Source organism: Pseudomonas sp. P4_C3, from assembly GCF_056402075.1.
In genome coordinates, this window is record NZ_JBFUIC010000050.1 from 12,766 (window position 1) to 28,931 (window position 16,166).

General features: G+C 60.8%; 12 protein-coding genes, 2 pseudogenes and 1 riboswitch. Of the genes and pseudogenes, 7 read left to right on the forward strand and 7 right to left on the reverse strand.

Annotated features, from left to right (window positions below; all coding sequences use genetic code 11):
- Positions 1–55 precede the first annotated feature (55 nt).
- The gene (locus AC1DVH_RS11590; RefSeq protein WP_477753917.1) at positions 56–802 is read left to right on the forward strand and encodes an RsiV family protein; all 747 of its coding nucleotides are present in this window, start codon (positions 56–58) and stop codon (positions 800–802) included.
- On the opposite strand, the gene cytX is transcribed toward AC1DVH_RS11590, so the two are convergent.
- Complete coding sequence (gene cytX, locus AC1DVH_RS11595) at positions 771–2,063, reverse strand: putative hydroxymethylpyrimidine transporter CytX (protein WP_477753918.1); 1,293 nt, start codon at positions 2,061–2,063, stop codon at positions 771–773. The genes AC1DVH_RS11590 and cytX overlap by 32 nt on opposite strands.
- Positions 2,064–2,214: 151 nt before the next feature.
- Complete coding sequence (thiC, locus tag AC1DVH_RS11600; protein WP_477753919.1) at positions 2,215–4,104, reverse strand: phosphomethylpyrimidine synthase ThiC; 1,890 nt, start codon at positions 4,102–4,104, stop codon at positions 2,215–2,217.
- Positions 4,105–4,269: 165 nt separating this feature from the next.
- A riboswitch (TPP riboswitch) is annotated at positions 4,270–4,375 on the reverse strand.
- Positions 4,376–4,579: 204 nt separating this feature from the next.
- Between thiC and AC1DVH_RS11605 the strand changes: the two genes are divergently transcribed.
- A complete protein-coding gene (locus AC1DVH_RS11605) occupies positions 4,580–6,019 on the forward strand; it encodes a TolC family outer membrane protein (RefSeq protein WP_477753920.1) in 1,440 nt (479 codons plus the stop codon).
- Positions 6,020–6,119: 100 nt separating this feature from the next.
- On the opposite strand, the gene waaA is transcribed toward AC1DVH_RS11605, so the two are convergent.
- Complete coding sequence (gene waaA, locus AC1DVH_RS11610) at positions 6,120–7,397, reverse strand: lipid IV(A) 3-deoxy-D-manno-octulosonic acid transferase (protein ID WP_477753921.1); 1,278 nt, start codon at positions 7,395–7,397, stop codon at positions 6,120–6,122.
- 11 nt (positions 7,398–7,408) lie between these two features.
- On the reverse strand, positions 7,409–8,311 hold the full coding sequence (locus AC1DVH_RS11615; protein ID WP_477753922.1) for a LysR family transcriptional regulator: 903 nt from the start codon (positions 8,309–8,311) through the stop codon (positions 7,409–7,411).
- A 103-nt stretch (positions 8,312–8,414) separates the two neighbouring features.
- Here AC1DVH_RS11615 and AC1DVH_RS11620 point away from each other — a divergent pair, with 103 nt between their 5' ends.
- From AC1DVH_RS11620 to AC1DVH_RS11635, 4 genes are all read left to right on the forward strand, one after another.
- Positions 8,415–8,747 carry a DMT family transporter gene (locus AC1DVH_RS11620; protein ID WP_007977444.1) on the forward strand — a complete coding sequence of 111 codons (333 nt, stop codon included), beginning with the start codon at positions 8,415–8,417 and terminating at the stop codon, positions 8,745–8,747.
- 201 nt (positions 8,748–8,948) lie between these two features.
- Complete coding sequence (locus AC1DVH_RS11625) at positions 8,949–10,124, forward strand: NAD(P)/FAD-dependent oxidoreductase (protein WP_477753923.1); 1,176 nt, start codon at positions 8,949–8,951, stop codon at positions 10,122–10,124.
- Positions 10,121–10,933: an aldo/keto reductase gene (locus AC1DVH_RS11630; RefSeq protein WP_477753924.1), complete on the forward strand. Its 813-nt coding sequence runs from the start codon at positions 10,121–10,123 to the stop codon at positions 10,931–10,933. The genes AC1DVH_RS11625 and AC1DVH_RS11630 overlap by 4 nt, the downstream gene beginning before the upstream one ends.
- A gap of 32 nt (positions 10,934–10,965) precedes the next feature.
- Positions 10,966–11,934 (forward strand): metal ABC transporter ATPase, encoded by a 969-nt coding sequence (locus tag AC1DVH_RS11635; RefSeq protein ID WP_477753925.1) that lies wholly within the window; start codon positions 10,966–10,968, stop codon positions 11,932–11,934.
- Between the two features lie 109 nt (positions 11,935–12,043).
- Here the strand turns inward: AC1DVH_RS11635 and hldE are convergent, their stop codons facing one another.
- The 3 genes and pseudogenes from hldE to msbA form a co-directional block, all read right to left on the reverse strand.
- On the reverse strand, positions 12,044–13,465 hold the full coding sequence (hldE, locus tag AC1DVH_RS11640; RefSeq protein WP_477753926.1) for a bifunctional D-glycero-beta-D-manno-heptose-7-phosphate kinase/D-glycero-beta-D-manno-heptose 1-phosphate adenylyltransferase HldE: 1,422 nt from the start codon (positions 13,463–13,465) through the stop codon (positions 12,044–12,046).
- A gap of 81 nt (positions 13,466–13,546) precedes the next feature.
- A pseudogene (locus tag AC1DVH_RS11645) lies at positions 13,547–13,732 on the reverse strand (adenylyl-sulfate kinase); the annotation flags it as partial.
- A gap of 104 nt (positions 13,733–13,836) precedes the next feature.
- Positions 13,837–15,639: a lipid A export permease/ATP-binding protein MsbA gene (msbA, locus tag AC1DVH_RS11650; protein WP_477753927.1), complete on the reverse strand. Its 1,803-nt coding sequence runs from the start codon at positions 15,637–15,639 to the stop codon at positions 13,837–13,839.
- 154 nt (positions 15,640–15,793) lie between these two features.
- Between msbA and AC1DVH_RS11655 the strand changes: the two are divergent.
- Positions 15,794–16,166: pseudogene (locus AC1DVH_RS11655) on the forward strand (polymerase); the annotation flags it as partial.

The window sequence follows — 16,166 nt, forward strand, 5'->3', positions numbered from 1 at the left end:
GTTGAGAGTCGAAGCCGGTAACTTTTTGCCTTCCCCTGTTTCAGAAAGGACGCTCATGTCGCTTTTCAAAATCGCCTCCGTGGCCGCTATCGCCCTGACCCTGGGCGCTTGCGCGAGCCTGTTCCAGCCCAACTACCGGACGCCGCTGGAAACCACCCGCGACGCCTCCGAGCAACTCAAGCCCGGTTGCAGCAACCCGGATTGCCCGCTGGTCAACATCGACACCCTGCACTTTCCGGCCGAGCCTGCACTGGACGGCATCATCGAAAAACGCCTGCTGCAAATGACCCGCACCTCGCCCGACGCGCCGGTCGCTCCGACCCTGGCGGCCTATCGCGAAGAATTTTTGCGCACCGCCGGCCCACGCAACAGCAGTTATCTGCAGGCGAAGGTACGTGAGCAGCATGACGGCTTGGTGATCGTCGAATTGTCCAGCTACCTGGACAYCGGCGGTGACCACGGCACCGCAGGTCGAGGTTTCATCAACTATTCGCGCCAGCAGCATAAAGTGCTGACGTTGTCGGACATGCTGGTGCCAGGGCAGGAAGACGCGTTCTGGAAAGCCGCGCAGGTGGCGCACAACAGCTGGTTGATCAGCACCAAACTCGATCAGGAACCGGAGTTCGTGAAGAGCTGGCCGTTCCAGAAAACCCGGAACGTGGCGCTGACCTACGGTGGGGTGATCCTCAAGTACGAAACCAGCACCATCGCGCCTTACGCGCTGGGCCACGTCGAACTGAAGATCCCCTACCCTCGCCTGAACGGCATCATCAAGCCCGAGCTGTTTCCCGGCCGTAACTGAAGGCCCGGCCCAGCACTAGCTGGAGCAACCCTGCCACTACCAGTGCCGGCAGGGTTGCACCGACATCCGGATACAGGTTGGCCAACAAATGATAGGTGCTGACCCCGCCCAGCCAGGCGAGCAGTGCCGGCCAGCGCAATGCGGCCGAGGCCACCTGGGCGCTACGCTTGCGCAGGATGAAGTGGTCAACCAGCACCACGCCGAACAACGGCGCAAACACCGAACCGATCAGCAGCAGGAAGTTCTGGTACTGGGCCAACGGCGCCAGCAAGGCAATCAGCGTGCAGATAACGCCGATGGCCAGGGCCAGGTGTTCGACTTTGGCGCGCAGCAGAATCCCGCTGGACACCGCCGCCGAGTGAATATCGGCAAAGGCGTTTTCCGATTCATCCAGCAGAATCAGCAGCAGCGGAATCCCCAGGCCGGCCCCGGCCAGCGCCAGTAGCAAGGCATTGACTTCACCGCTCGGCGCGAACGCCAGGGTGTAGGCCACGCCCAGGCTCATCAGCCAGAAATTACCGATGAAGAAACCGATGGCGGTGCCACCGAAGACATTTTTCGCCCGCTTGCCGAAGCGCGAGTAGTCGGCGATCAGCGGCAACCACGAGAGCGGCATGGCAATGGCGATATCGAAACCCACGGCAAACGGCATCGAACCGTCACCGGCCTGGGCCCACAACGCGGCCAGGTCGGCCTTGGCAAACAGGTTCCAGGTCAGCCAGATGCACGCAGCCAGCAGCAACCAGATGCCCCATTTGCGCAGGATCTGCCGTACGAACGTCAATGGACCGCTAACGGCCAACAAAGTCGCCAGTGCGCCGAAGAATAGCGTCCACAGCACGGGATTGGACAGCAGGCTGCCTTCGCTGAAGGCCTTCGCACCCAGCAGGCTGGCGGCATCGCGCATGACGATGATTTCGAACGAACCCCAGCCGATCAATTGCAGCAGGTTCAGCACCGCCGGTAGGCTCGCGCCTTTGACACCGAGGCTGAGCTTGAGCGCGGCCATCGACGACAGGCCGGTGTCGCTGCCAATCACTCCGACCGCCGCCAGCAGCAGAACGCCGACCAGGGTGCCGAGAAAAATCGCCAGCAATGAACCGGAGAGGCCCAGGCCTGGCGCGAGCAATGCTCCGGTCTGCAACACCATCAGGCCGATGCCGAGGGAGAACCACAGGGAAAACAGATCACGACCGCCGAACACACGCTTGTCGGTCGGCACCGCGATATCGGGGGAGTAAGTGCTGGGTTGAATGCTCAAGGGTGTTATCTCAGAGGGGCATTTGTTGTTGTGTAGATCGCTATCGCCAGCAGGCTGGCTCCCACAGGGGACATGTGAACGCCACAGATCCAATGTGGGAGCCAGCCTGCTGGCGATGGGGCCTGTGCAGGCCCCACCCTTTCAGGTCAGATCAAACTTTCTGGTAAAGCTGACTGCCTTCCTGCTTGAAGCGCTCGGCCTGTTCGGCCATGCCTTGGGCAACGTCCACGTCGACCGCTTCGATCCGTTGGTTGGCCGCATACTCGCGGACTTCCTGGGTGATTTTCATCGAGCAGAATTTCGGCCCGCACATCGAGCAGAAGTGCGCGACCTTGGCCGAATCCTTCGGCAGGGTTTCATCGTGATACGAACGGGCGGTGTCMGGATCGAGGCCCAGGTTGAACTGGTCTTCCCAACGGAATTCGAAACGCGCCTTGCTCAAGGCATTGTCGCGGATCTGTGCGCCCGGGTGCCCCTTCGCCAGATCGGCGGCATGCGCGGCGATCTTGTAGGTGATGATCCCGGTCTTCACGTCATCCTTGTTCGGCAGGCCCAGGTGCTCCTTCGGCGTCACATAGCAAAGCATGGCGCAACCGAACCAGCCGATCATCGCCGCACCGATGCCGGAGGTGATGTGGTCGTAGCCCGGCGCGATGTCGGTGGTCAGCGGGCCGAGGGTGTAGAACGGCGCCTCGTCGCAGCACTCCAGCTGCTTGTCCATGTTCTCTTTGATCAACTGCATCGGCACGTGGCCCGGGCCTTCGATCATGCACTGCACATCGTGCTTCCAGGCGATCTTGGTCAGCTCGCCGAGGGTCTCCAGTTCGCCGAACTGCGCTTCGTCGTTGGCGTCGGCAATCGAGCCCGGACGCAGGCCATCGCCCAGCGAGAAGCTGACGTCGTAGGCCTTCATGATTTCGCAGATGTCTTCGAAATGGGTGTAGAGGAAGTTCTCTTTGTGGTGCGCCAGGCACCACTTGGCCATGATCGAACCGCCACGGGAGACGATGCCGGTCACGCGCTTGGCGGTCATCGGCACGTAGCGCAGCAACACGCCAGCGTGGATGGTGAAGTAGTCGACGCCCTGCTCGGCCTGTTCGATCAGCGTGTCGCGGAACAGCTCCCAGGTCAGGTCTTCAGCCGCGCCGCCGACTTTTTCCAGGGCCTGGTAGATCGGCACCGTACCGATCGGCACCGGCGAGTTACGGATGATCCACTCGCGGGTTTCGTGGATGTGCTTGCCGGTGGACAGGTCCATGACCGTGTCCGAACCCCAGCGAATGCCCCAGGTCAGTTTCGCCACTTCTTCTTCGATGGACGAACCCAGGGCGCTGTTGCCGATGTTGCCGTTGATCTTCACCAGGAAGTTACGGCCGATGATCATCGGTTCCAGTTCGGTGTGGTTGATGTTGGCCGGAATGATCGCGCGACCGCGGGCGATCTCTTCACGGACGAATTCGGGGGTGATGATTTTCGGCACGCTGGCGCCGAAGCTGTGGCCAGCGTGCTGCTGGTCCAGCAGGCCGGCGGCGCGGGCCACTTCGAGCTTCATATTTTCGCGGATGGCGACGTATTCCATCTCGGCGGTGATGATGCCTTTGCGGGCGTAGTGCATCTGGCTGACGTTGGCACCCGGCTTGGCGCGGCGCGGGTTGTTGACGTGGGCGAAGCGCAGCTTGGTCAGCTCCGGATCGGCAAGGCGCTCCTGGCCGAAATTCGAGCTCAGGCCGCTCAGGCGCTCGGTATCGCCACGGGATTCGATCCACGGCGAACGCACGTCGGCCAGGCCTTTGCGCACATCGATGATGACATTGGGGTCGGTGTACGGGCCCGAAGTGTCATACACCACTACCGGTGCGTTGACCTCGCCGCCGAAGTCGGTCGGCGTCACGTCCAGGCTGATTTCGCGCATCGGCACGAGGATGTCCGGGCGAGTGCCCTGAACATAGATTTTTTGCGAGCGGGTAAACGGCTGAACCGATTGCTGATCGACCTTGGCCGAGTCACTCAGGTTGGTGGCGATTTTTGCTTTTGTAGTCATCACGGGCTCTCCAGACACACATCCAGGCAGTGGATTTTTGTCGGAGCGAACCTGTAAACGAATGGACGCACGGGCGCTGGGAAAACCAGCTGTGCTGTGCTCAGTGCTCGAGGGGTGTTCGATTGTCGAACAACATCCCGGACGAAGCACAAGAGGACTCGCCGGGTGACGAGAAATCTTGTTCCCTACGCAGGCGCTAACCTGATCAGGTTCAACGGGATCCGAAATTATTCGATCTCAGCCTCATAGCAAGGCACCCCGACAAGAACYCGGCCAGTCTAGACACAACTGGCAAAGAACGCCAACCCCACGGCAAATACCATGATGAATGGCGTAATTACACGCAGTATCAGGATTGTTGCAGCCCCAATGCACAACTACACTCGCTACGCTGAGCCGGCATTGACGCTGTCAAAGCGGGGCCTTAGCCTTGGCGCTCAAATTACCTTCGTAATATCAATTCTAGGGATCGTCTATGCTGCGCAAACTCTCACTGGCCCTTGCCGTGTCTTGTGCGTCCAACGGAATGGCCTGGGCAGCAGATGCGCCCTTATCGACCAAGACGGACCTGGTCAGCGTTTATCAGGAAGCCGTCAACAACAACGCCGATCTGGCGGCTGCCATCGCCCAATACGGCGCGCAGAAAGAAGTCGTACCCCAGGCCCGCGCCGGGCTGCTGCCGAACCTCTCGGGCGGCGCAAATATTTCCGAGGTGCGTACGGATCTCGATCAGCCGTCCGCCACGTCCAACCGCGATGCTCATTCTTACCAGGCCACTTTGGCGCAGCCGCTGTTCCGGGCTGACCGCTGGTTCCAGTTCCAGGCCGCCAAGGAAGTCAACGAACAGGCCGCCCTGCAACTCTCGGCGACCGAGCAAAACCTGATCCTGCAAACCGCTAACAGCTATTTCAACGTGCTGCGCACCCAGGACAACCTGGCCTCGACCAAGGCCGAAGAAGCGGCGTTCAAACGCCAGCTCGATCAATCCAACGAGCGTTTCGATGTTGGTCTCTCGGACAAGACCGACGTATTGAACTCACAAGCCAGCTACGACACCGCACGTGCCAACCGCATTGTTGCGCAGCGCCAGGTGGACGACGCCTTTGAAGCATTGATCACCCTGACCAATCGCCAGTACAACTCGATCTGGGGCATCAGCCATAACTTGCCGATCCTGCCGCCAGTACCGAACGACGCCAAGGCCTGGGTCGAAACGGCGGGCAGGCAGAACCTCAATCTGTTGGCCAGCAACTATGCCGTCAGCGCCGCCGAGCAGACCCTCAAGCAACGCAAGTCCGGGCACTTGCCAACGGTTGACGCGATCGCCAAGTACGAGAAAGGCGACAACGACGCCCTGGGCTTCAGCAACCCGAACAACCAGCCCCTGCCGTACGGTGGCAACGTCGAGCAAACGACCGTTGGCCTGCAACTGAACATCCCGATCTACAGTGGTGGTTTGATCAACTCTCAGGTGCGTCAGTCCTATGCACAACTGGACCAGACCGAGCAGCAACGCGAATCCCTGCGCCGCAGCATCGTGGAAAACACCCGTGACCTGCACCGGGCGGTGAACACCGATGTCGAGCAGGTACAGGCGCGCAAGCAATCGATCATCTCCAACCAGAGCGCGGTGGAAGCGACTGAAATCGGCTATCAGGTGGGTACGCGAAACATCGTCGACGTGCTGGATGCGCAGCGCTCGCTCTACACCTCGGTGCGCGACTACAACAACACCCGCTACGACTACATCCTCGACAACCTGCGCTTGAAGCAACAGGCCGGTACGTTGAATCCCGGGGATCTGCAAACCCTGGCACGCTGGCTCAATCCGAACTACAACCCGGACAAGGACTTCCTGCCACCGGATCTGGCCAAGGCTGCGGCTGAGCAGTTGAAAGCGAGACCTGATCAGTAAAAGCAAAAGATCGCAGCCTGCGGCAGCTCCTACAGGATGAACATCAATCCCGTGTAGGAGCTGCCGCAGGCTGCGATCTTTTTCTGTCCGACCATTCGGTCTAACGCTCGATCAACCGCCCCAACCCGTCCAGCAACCGCTGCAATGCACCCTGATTGGCGCGCATCACGTTCAACCCGGCCTCTGCCATGCGCTGCGCATCTCGCGGCAGTTCGAACAGCCGTTGCACCGCCACCGCCAGCCCTTCGGCATCCTCCACTTCCTGCAACGCCCCGGCACTGCGCAACTGCGCGGCGATTTCGAGGAAGTTGAAAAGATGCGGCCCGCTCAATACCGGTTTAGCCAGGGCCGCCGGCTCCAGCAAGTTATGCCCGCCATTCGGCACCAGGCTGCCGCCGACGAATGCACTGTCCGCCAGGGCGTAGAGAAACAGCAACTCGCCCATGGTGTCGCCCAGCAGCACCGACGTATTCGCACTGATCGCATCGCCGCTGGAACGCCGGACCGTGGAAAAACCTTGTTGCTGGCACAACCCGTACACCGAATTGAAGCGTTCCGGATGACGCGGCACCAGAATCAGCAAGGCATCGGGGTGAGTGGCCAGCAACTGACGATGGGCCGCCAGCACCACCTCGTCTTCGCCGTCATGGGTACTGGCCGCGATCCACACCGGTCGTTCCAGCGCCTGCCATTGCCCGCGCAATTGGCTGGCGCGCTCAAGCAGTTGCGGGTCGATGGTCAGGTCGAACTTGATCGATCCGGTCACTTCGACGGTTTCCACTCGCGCGCCGAGATCGCGCAAGCGTCGGGCTTCGGCTTCGGTCTGCACCGCGAACAGGCTCATCTCGGCCAGCATCGGCTGGGTCAGCCTGGGGAACCGGCCGTATCCCCTGGCCGAACGCTCGGACAGCCGCGCATTGGCCAACGCCACGGGAATCCCGCGTTTGGCACATTGATGGATATGGTTGGGCCACAGCTCGGTTTCCATGATCACCGCCAGTTGCGGCTGGACCCGATCGAGGAAACGCCGGGCAGCGCAAGGCAGGTCATAGGGCAGATAACAGTGCTGGATGCGCGGCTCATTGGCGAACAGTGCCTGGATGCGTTCCGAACCGGTCGGGGTCATGCAGGTCACGGTGATCGGCAGATTCGGATAACGCGCCAGCAAGGCGCGGATCATCGGCGCGGCAGCAATGCTTTCGCCCACCGACACAGCGTGCACCCAGATGCCGCCCGGTTTCATCGTCGGCATCCCGTAGGAAAAGCGTTCGCCGATGCGCCTGGCATAGGCAGGCGCCTTGCGTGCGCGCAGCCAAAGCCGAATCGCTACCAATGGCAGCCCCAGATAAAACAGCGCGGTGTAGAGAGTTCTATTCATGGCGGCGGAGTTTATCGGCTTTTTTCGCCAATCGTCTGCAAGTGCACGGCAAAACGTTCGGCGAGCCAGCGCGCGGCCGGACCGAGCGGCTCATCCCGGCGCCATACCAGCTCCACCACCAGGGCCGGCGGGGTCCATTCGCTGACCAGTTCGACCATCTGATTCTGATAAGTCGGGTACTGCACCACGTGGCGTGGCAACCAGGCCCAGCCGAGGCCACGCACCAGCCATTCGGCCATCACATAGAAACTGTCGGCGCGCCAGACTTGCGGGCTGGCGGGATCACTGCCGGGATAAATGCTCGACTCCGTGGACATCAGCAACTGCCGATGTTGCGCCAATTGTTGGCTGTCCACTGCGCCTTTACGCGCCAACGGATGATCCTTGCCGCACACCGTGACCATTTCCACGCTGCCCAGCACCCGCCGTTCAAGTGCCTCGGGAATCTGATCGTGAAAGAACAGCAGCCCAAGATCGGCACGCCGCTCCACCAGCTTGCGCGCGACTTCGCCTTGGGCGGCGCTGGTCAGTTGCACTTCAAGACTGGGGAATTTGTCCGCCAGGGCCTCGAAGCTTTCGATGATCGGCTGATAAGGCATCGCTTCATCCTGCGCCACACGCAGTCGTGCCTCCTGGCCGCGCATCATCGCCAATGCCCGCCCGTTTAGCCGTTCGCACTGGCGCAACACCTCCCGCGCTTCGTCCAGCAAAGCGGTACCGGCTTCAGTGAGCTTCGGTTGACGCCCGCTGCTACGGTCGAACAGGCTGACACCCAGGTCTTCTTCCAGCAACGCTATCGAACTGCTGACCGCCGACTGCGCCTTGCGCTGATCCCGCGCCACGGCAGAAAACGAACGCTGCTCCGCTACGCTGACAAACAACTGCAGCTGCTCCAGATTCCATTGCATGCTCATGACTCAACCCATCTTCAAAACAGATAGGTAATGACTTTACCGCATCTGGCGAATCACTAGAATGCCGACCTCAGAGAGCAACACTTCACACGAGGATTGACCCATGACCGCTTACTACTACCTGGCCATTGCCATCTGCGCCGAAGTGATTGCCACTGTTTCGATGAAAGCCGTCAAGGGCCTCAGCACCCCACTGCCGCTGGTGCTGGTCATCCTCGGCTACGGCATTGCCTTCTGGATGCTGACCCTGGTGGTGCGTAGCGTTCCGGTGGGCGTGGCGTACGCCGTGTGGGCCGGCATGGGGATCGTGATGGTCAGCGTTGCAGCGCTGTTTATCTATGGGCAGAAGCTGGACGTGCCGGCGATGCTGGGGATGGCGTTGATTGTGCTGGGCGTCGTGGTCATCCAACTGTTCTCCAAAACTGCGGGTCACTAACATTTGAAACGCAATCCCCTGTGGGAGCGAGCTTGCTCGCGATAGCGGTTGTTCAGTCAACATTGATGCTGAATGCCATGCCGCCATCGCGAGCAAGCTCGCTCCCACAGGGTTACTCGTTGGCTCGAGAGTACTGGCGTCAGCCCCTCCAATCTTCGAGTCTGTATACTGCGCCCTCGTCTTGAACACAGAGGTCGCTGCATGCCATCCGTTATTTCCACCGACGTTCTGATTGTCGGCGCTGGTGTCGCCGGCCTCTGGCTGAACGCGCGCCTGCGCCGCCAGGGTTTTTCGACCGTGCTGGTGGAAAGTGCCAGCCTCGGCGGCGGGCAGAGTGTGAAGTCCCAGGGCATCATCCACGGCGGCGCCAAATACGCGCTGCATGGCGCCTTGACTGGCGCCTCGGAAGCCATCGCCGACATGCCGCGCCGTTGGCGTGAAGCATTGGCAGGGAATGGCGAGCTGGATCTGTCCGGCGTGCGCCTGCTGTCCGAAGCCCATTACTTGTGGTCCCCCGGCACCCTTGCCGGCAACCTCACCAGTTTCTTTGCCAGCAAGGCCGTGCGCGGTCGCGTCGATCAGGTCAAGGGCGAGCAATTGCCGCCAGCCCTGCAAGACAAGCGCTTCAAGGGCAAGGTCTATCGCCTGGCGGAACTGGTGGTCGATGTGCCGAGCCTGATCCAGCGCCTGGCCGATCTGGCGGGAGATGGTTTGCTCGCCGGGCAGAGAATCGAGCCGTTGCTGGAAGGTGGCGTGCTGGTCGGCCTGAAGGTGGATGAGCGCGAAATCCGTGCCCAGCGCATCGTCCTGAGCGCCGGTGCCGGGACGGCGGCATTGCTTGAAGCACTGGGTCTGAGCCAGCCCGCCATGCAGCGCCGTCCGTTGCACATGATCATCGCCAAGGGGCCGAGCCTCAAACCGCTTTACGCCCATTGCCTGGGTGGCGGCACCAAACCGCGTATCACCGTGACCACGCACCCGGCGGCGGATGGCCAATGGGTCTGGTACCTGGGCGGCGATATCGCGGAATCTGAAGGCGTGGCCCGTGAGCCCGCCGAACAGATCGCCACCGCACAGAAAGAACTCGGCCAATTGCTGCCATGGATCGACCTGAGCACGGTGCAATGGGCGACCTTGCGCGTGGATCGCGCCGAACCGCTGCAATCAGGCCTGACGCGTCCCGACAACGCCTTTGTGGCCGAGGAAGGCCGCCTGCTGGTGGGCTGGCCGACCAAGCTCGCCCTGGCGCCGGACTTCGCCGACCGCGTGATCGCCAGCCTGACCCGCGACGGTATCCAGCCAAGCCACCCGGCAGCATTGCCTGAACTGCCGAAGCCGCCGATGGGCGTACCGGCCTGGGAGCAACTGCTGCCATGAGCCAACCGACCCTGCACGACCGGCATCGCCCGCTGGGCAGTACCGGCCTGATGGTTTCACCCTTGGGCCTGGGCACGGTGAAACTGGGCCGCGACCAAGGGGTGAAGTACCCCAACGGCTTCCGGATTCCCGATGACGTTGAAGCGCGCATGCTGCTCAAACTCACCCGCGACCTGGGCATAAACCTGATCGACACCGCCCCGGCCTATGGTCGCAGCGAAGAACGCCTCGGTCCGTTGCTGCGCGGTCAGCGTCAGGATTGGGTGATTGTCAGCAAGGTCGGTGAAGAGTTTGCCRACGGCCAGTCCCGTCACGATTTCAGCGCCGCACACACTCGAATGTCGGTGGARCGCAGCCTGCAACGTCTTGAAACSGACTTCATCGACCTGGTGCTGGTGCACTCCGATGGYAACGACCTGGCGATCCTCAATGACTGCGAAGTCTACGAGACCCTCGCCGCGCTCAAGGCCGAAGGCAAGATTCGCGGTTTCGGCTTTTCCGGCAAAACCGTCGACGGTGGCCTGAAGGCACTGGAGCAAGGCGACTGCGCGATGGTCACCTACAATCTGAACGAACAAAACGAGAAGGCCGTCATTGACTATGCTGCTGCACACGGCAAAGCCATTCTGGTCAAAAAAGCCCTCGCCAGTGGTCATGTCTGCCTGAGTCCGGGCGTGGATCCGGTGCGCGCCAGTTTCGAATTGTTGTTTGAACATCCGGGTGTTGCCAGTGCTATTGTCGGGACCATCAATCCGCTGCACCTCGCCCACAATGTCGCGACCGTTGCCCAGGTCCTACGTAGCCACTGACGCCGCCCACGCGGCCTTAAGCAGGAGCCGACATGTCGCGTACGCTCATCAGAAAGAACCCGAGCAACTTCAAGACCCTGCCGTTATTCGTCGAAGCGACCCCCGAAGGCCTGACTTATCAGAGCGTCGGCAGGCCGCTGAATTTCTCCCAGACCCTGCAACGTCGTCGGCCGGTGACGGTCGGCGACAGCGAACGGTTTGCCCTGGAGCTGGCCAACCTCGGGGTTTCGGTGCGCCTGACCCTGCATTGGCAGAATCGCGATTATTGGGTGCTGGTGCGCCAACGCCGGCAGGACCGTGGCGATGTGGTGCTCAAGCTGATCTCCGGCTACGTGCCGGCCCATGAGCTGAACCTGCCCTTGCACACGGCGATCCAGGAAATTGCCGAAGAATGTCTGCTGGAAACTCCGGAAGGCTGGCTCGGTGGGCGGTTCAATGACRCCTGGCTGCCGACGCCCTACTCGGCCGCCCTGCATTACCGTGAAGCCCTGCCGTTTCGCTTGTCGCCACTGTCCGGCTCGGCGCGGCCGGTACGTTGCGCCAACCTGATGCTGATAGAGCGCCCGCGGGCTTACGTGCATTTGCCAACGGCGTCACTGCAACTGATTTACGACTTGCGCCTGGACGTTCCCAGGGAAGCCAAATCCCTGAGCCTGTTCCATGTCGATGAAAGACTGGAAGGCGATCAACTCGTCGCCCGCCTCGACCGCAAGCGCCCCGATCTGTACTTGATGCCCTTGCAGGACGGCCACCCGATGGCTGAGCTCTACACCTTGAAAAAGGATCAGCTGTACCCGGCCAGCACGCGCGGACTATACCTGGCCGAGAGTTTCGCCCAACAGGAAGGCTGGCTGGTTCGCGACGAGCGAATTCGCTGGAAGGACTGGGTGAGGCAGCAGGGTCTGACCCCGCCAGGGAAGGATTCAGGCCTGGCGCGGTTGCGCGGCAAGGCCAAATTGCTGCTGAAGAAAATCGTGCCGCGTAAAAAGGTAAGCTCTTAAACGCAAAAGATCGCAGCCTGCGTACTCCATGCAGGAGCTGCCGCAGGCTGCGATCTTTTGATTTTACGATCCCCAGGCTACCGGAAAAGATCGCAGGCTACGCCAGCTCCTACGACTTGCGGATCTTCTCGACAATCGCCGTGGTCGAGCTGTTTTCCACCAGCCCCAGCACTTTCACGGTACCGCCGTAGGCCGTCACGATGTCCGCGCCGACCACCTGGTCGATCCCATAGTCGCCGCCCTTGACCAGCACGTCCGGCTTGACCGCGCTCAGCAGGTTTTCCGGAGTGCCTTCCGAGAAACTGATGACCCAGTCCACCGCACCCAGACCGGCCAGTACCGCCATGCGCCGGTCGACACTGTTGATCGGACGGCCCGGCCCTTTCAGGCGGCTGACCGATGCATCGTCGTTGATCGCGACGATCAGGCGATCGCCCTGGGCCCGTGCCTGTTCCAGATAGGTCACGTGACCGGCGTGCAGGATGTCGAAGCAACCGTTGGTGAACACGATCCGCTCGTTGTGCGCGCGGGCATCGTCGACCGCCAGCAACAGCTGCTCAAGGCCCAGCACTCCACGCTCGGAACCTTCCTCACGCTGAATCGCACGACGCAGTTCCGGCGCACTGATGGCCGCCGTACCGAGTTTGCCGACCACGATACCGGCCGCCAGATTGGCCAGAGCCACCGCGTGAGGCAGTTCTTCGCCAGCGGCCATCGCGGCCGCCAGAGTGGATATCACCGTATCGCCGGCACCGGTCACGTCGAACACTTCACGGGCACGGGCCGGCAAGTGCAGCGCCGGGTGATCCGGACGCAACAAGGTCATGCCGTGCTCGCCACGTGTCACCAGCAAGGCACCGAGGTCCAGGTCGTGCATCAACTGCGCGCCCTTGCTCACCAATTCGTGCTCATCGGCGCAACCACCGACGATGGTTTCGAATTCGTTGAGATTCGGCGTGATCAGGCTCGCACCGCGGTAGATCGAGAAATCCTTGCCCTTGGGATCGGCCAGCACCGGAATGCCACGGGCACGGGCGGCCTGGATCAGCGCCTGATGGTTTTTCAGCGCGCCTTTGCCGTAGTCGGACAGCACCAGCACCTTGATGCCTTCGAGTAACTCATCGACCTGCACGGCCAGCGCCAGCGCGTCAGTGGCGAAGGGTTCTTCGAAGTCGATACGCAGCAATTGCTGGTGACGGCTCATGACCCGCAGCTTGACGATGGTCGGCTGGTGCGCAATGCGCTGGAAGATGGCCCGCACGCCGGCGCCCTTGAGGCTGTTGACCAGGCTGTTGGCGGCTTCATCGTCGCCGGTTACACCGACCAGCGAGGCCGGGGCCCCCAGGGCGGCAATGTTCAAGGCAACGTTGGCAGCGCCGCCCGGACGGTCCTCGATGTGATCGACCTTGACCACCGGCACCGGCGCCTCAGGAGAAATCCGTGAGGTACCACCATGCCAGTAACGGTCGAGCATGACATCGCCGACCACCAAGACGGGGGCTTGATCGAATCGCGGCATGGACAACTTCATGGTGCAACCCACATACAGAATGAACAGGGGCGCGATATTAACACAGGGTTGGTGTCGGCTTGTGCGGTGGCTGCAACCGGATTATTCGCCGGGCTTTATTGCTCGTTTTTTGAGCAAAAAAAACGCCAGACGACGGCACGCGTCGCTCATTTCCATCGCCTGCGTATCGATATCACACTCCGCATGCAGCGGCACCTCGTAGGGACTGTCGATGCCGGTGAAATCCTTGATCCGGCCTTCCCGGGCAGCCCGATACAAACCCATGGGATGAATTCCGGCTTGGTCAAGAAGCGTAAAGGTCTGGATACAAATCACCGGACGCGTTGCACGTCGGGTGCGCGAAAGGGCGAGCCWGGCTCGCCCTTTCGCGGTCAGGCGATGTCTTCGGCCGGGGCGTCGAGGCCCATCGCGTTGAGGCGCGAGTAGTAGCCGTTTTGCGCCAGCAGTTGATCATGGGTGCCGCGCTCGACGATTTTCCCCTGATCCATGACCAGGATCAGGTCGGCCTTCTCGATGGTCGACAAGCGGTGAGCGATCACCAGCGTGGTGCGACCTTTCATGACCTGATCCAGGGCTGCCTGAATATGCCGCTCGGACTCGGTATCGAGTGCCGAAGTCGCCTCGTCGAGAATCAGCAGCGGAGCATTCTTCAACAATGCCCGGGCAATCGCCAGGCGCTGGCGCTGACCACCGGACAGCAGCACACCGTTTTCCCCAACCTGGGTGTCCAGGCCTTCAGGCAACTGAGCAATGAAGTCCATTGCATAGGCATCCTTGGCCGCCTTTTCAATGTCTTCACGGGGTGCGCCAGCCAGGTCGCCATAGGCGATGTTGTTGGCCACGGTGTCGCTGAACAGGGTCACGTGCTGGGTCACCTGGGCGATATGCTGACGCAGGTTCAACAGTTTGTACTGTTCCACTTCGACGCCATCGATGAGGATTTCGCCCTTGTCGTGGTGATAGAAACGCGGAATCAGGTTGGCCAGGGTCGACTTGCCGCTGCCCGAACGTCCCACCAGCGCCACCATTTGCCCGGGCTCGACCGAGAAACTGATGTCATTGAGCACCTGACGCTCGGTGTCAGGGTACGTAAAGCTGAGGTTGCGCACGTCCAGGCGACCGCTGACGACGTCACGCTCGACGGTGCCGGTATCGACTTCAGGTTCGACATCCAGTTGTTCAAAGATACTTTCGGCACCGGCCACACCCTTCTGGATGGTCGAGCTGACTTCGGACAGCTGGCGAATCGGCTTGGGCAGCAGGCCGGCCAGGGTGATGTAGGCCACCATGTCGCCGGCGGACGCATCGCCACGCAGGAACAGCACCAGGAACATCAGCACGGCCATGGCGGTGTAGATCACCAATTGCAGTAGCGGCGTGTAGATGGCGCCGGTGCGGGTCATGCGCAATTGCTTGTCGGTGTTGCCCTGGCTGGCGTCGAAGAAGCGTTTCTCTTCGTACTTTTCACCGCCGAAGCTGCGCACCACGCGATAACCCTGGATCGTTTCGGACGCCACATGCGTCACGTCCCCCATGGCCAGCTGGATTTTCTTGCTCTGCTTGCGGAATTTCTTGCTGGCGGTGCGCACCATGATGGCGATCAGCGGCAGGATGGCGACCATGACCAGCGTCAGGCGCCAGTTCATGAACAATAGCGAGGCAAACAGGAAGATCACCGTCATGCCTTCACGAATTACGACCTTGATCGCATCCGTTGCCGCCCCCGTGACCATGGTCACGTTGAAGGTGATACGTGAAATCAGGTGCCCCGAGTTATGCTTGTCGAAATACCGGTTTGGCAACACCAGCAGGTTGTTGAACAACTGCACCCGCAAGTCATGGACCAGGCCCAGGGAAACCTTGGCCAGGAAGTAGTTGCCCAGGTACGACCCCAATCCCTGCCACGCAGCGATCAGGATGATCAACAACGGCACCGCCTGCAGCAGTTGCAGATCCCGCAGGTAGGGCACGGTTGGAAACAGCGCCGCTTCAGGGTTGGACAGACCGTCGACGAAGTACTTGAGGATGTAGCCCAGCATTGGCTGTGTAGAAGCGAAAATCAGAAAACCGACGATGCTGATCAGGAACAGGCTGATGTACGGCCGGACATAGCCGAGCAGACGGAAGTAGATTTTCAAGCTCGATGGGCTTGCGCAGAGACTGGAGTCGGTCATATCACGCGATTGTCGATAAAAAGGACGCTGACTTTAGCACAGCTTCCCCAGGGTTCTGGCAATCGCATACAGTCTGTGTATTGTGGCGCGTCAAATAGCCACCAAATGTCCCTGCCTTGGTACGCTCGCTCAATTCAGGAATAAGTTACTCAGCATGCAATTAAACGCGTTGAACAGCACGTCCAATAGAATCTTCGATTTCATTTGCTTGTGGATCCTTCCGCTCGGTTATTTATTGCTGCTTTGTGCACTGTTTTTCCTGCCAGGGCGCAGTGTGCATCACAAGCTTTACTATGGCCTGTTCAGCATTCCGGCACTGATTGCGCTGTGCCTGCGTCCGCGGCTCAGCAAAGAACTGCTGCACGAACCGATCGTCATTGCAGCCCTGTTGTTTCTGGCGTGGGCACTGCTCAGCCTGTGCTGGGGGCCAGGCAACGACATCGACTTTGGTCAGTTCAAACCGCCATTGCATACCCTGTTTCTGTTCGTTGGCTGCTACCTGCTGGTGCGCTATCGCAGCGAAATCA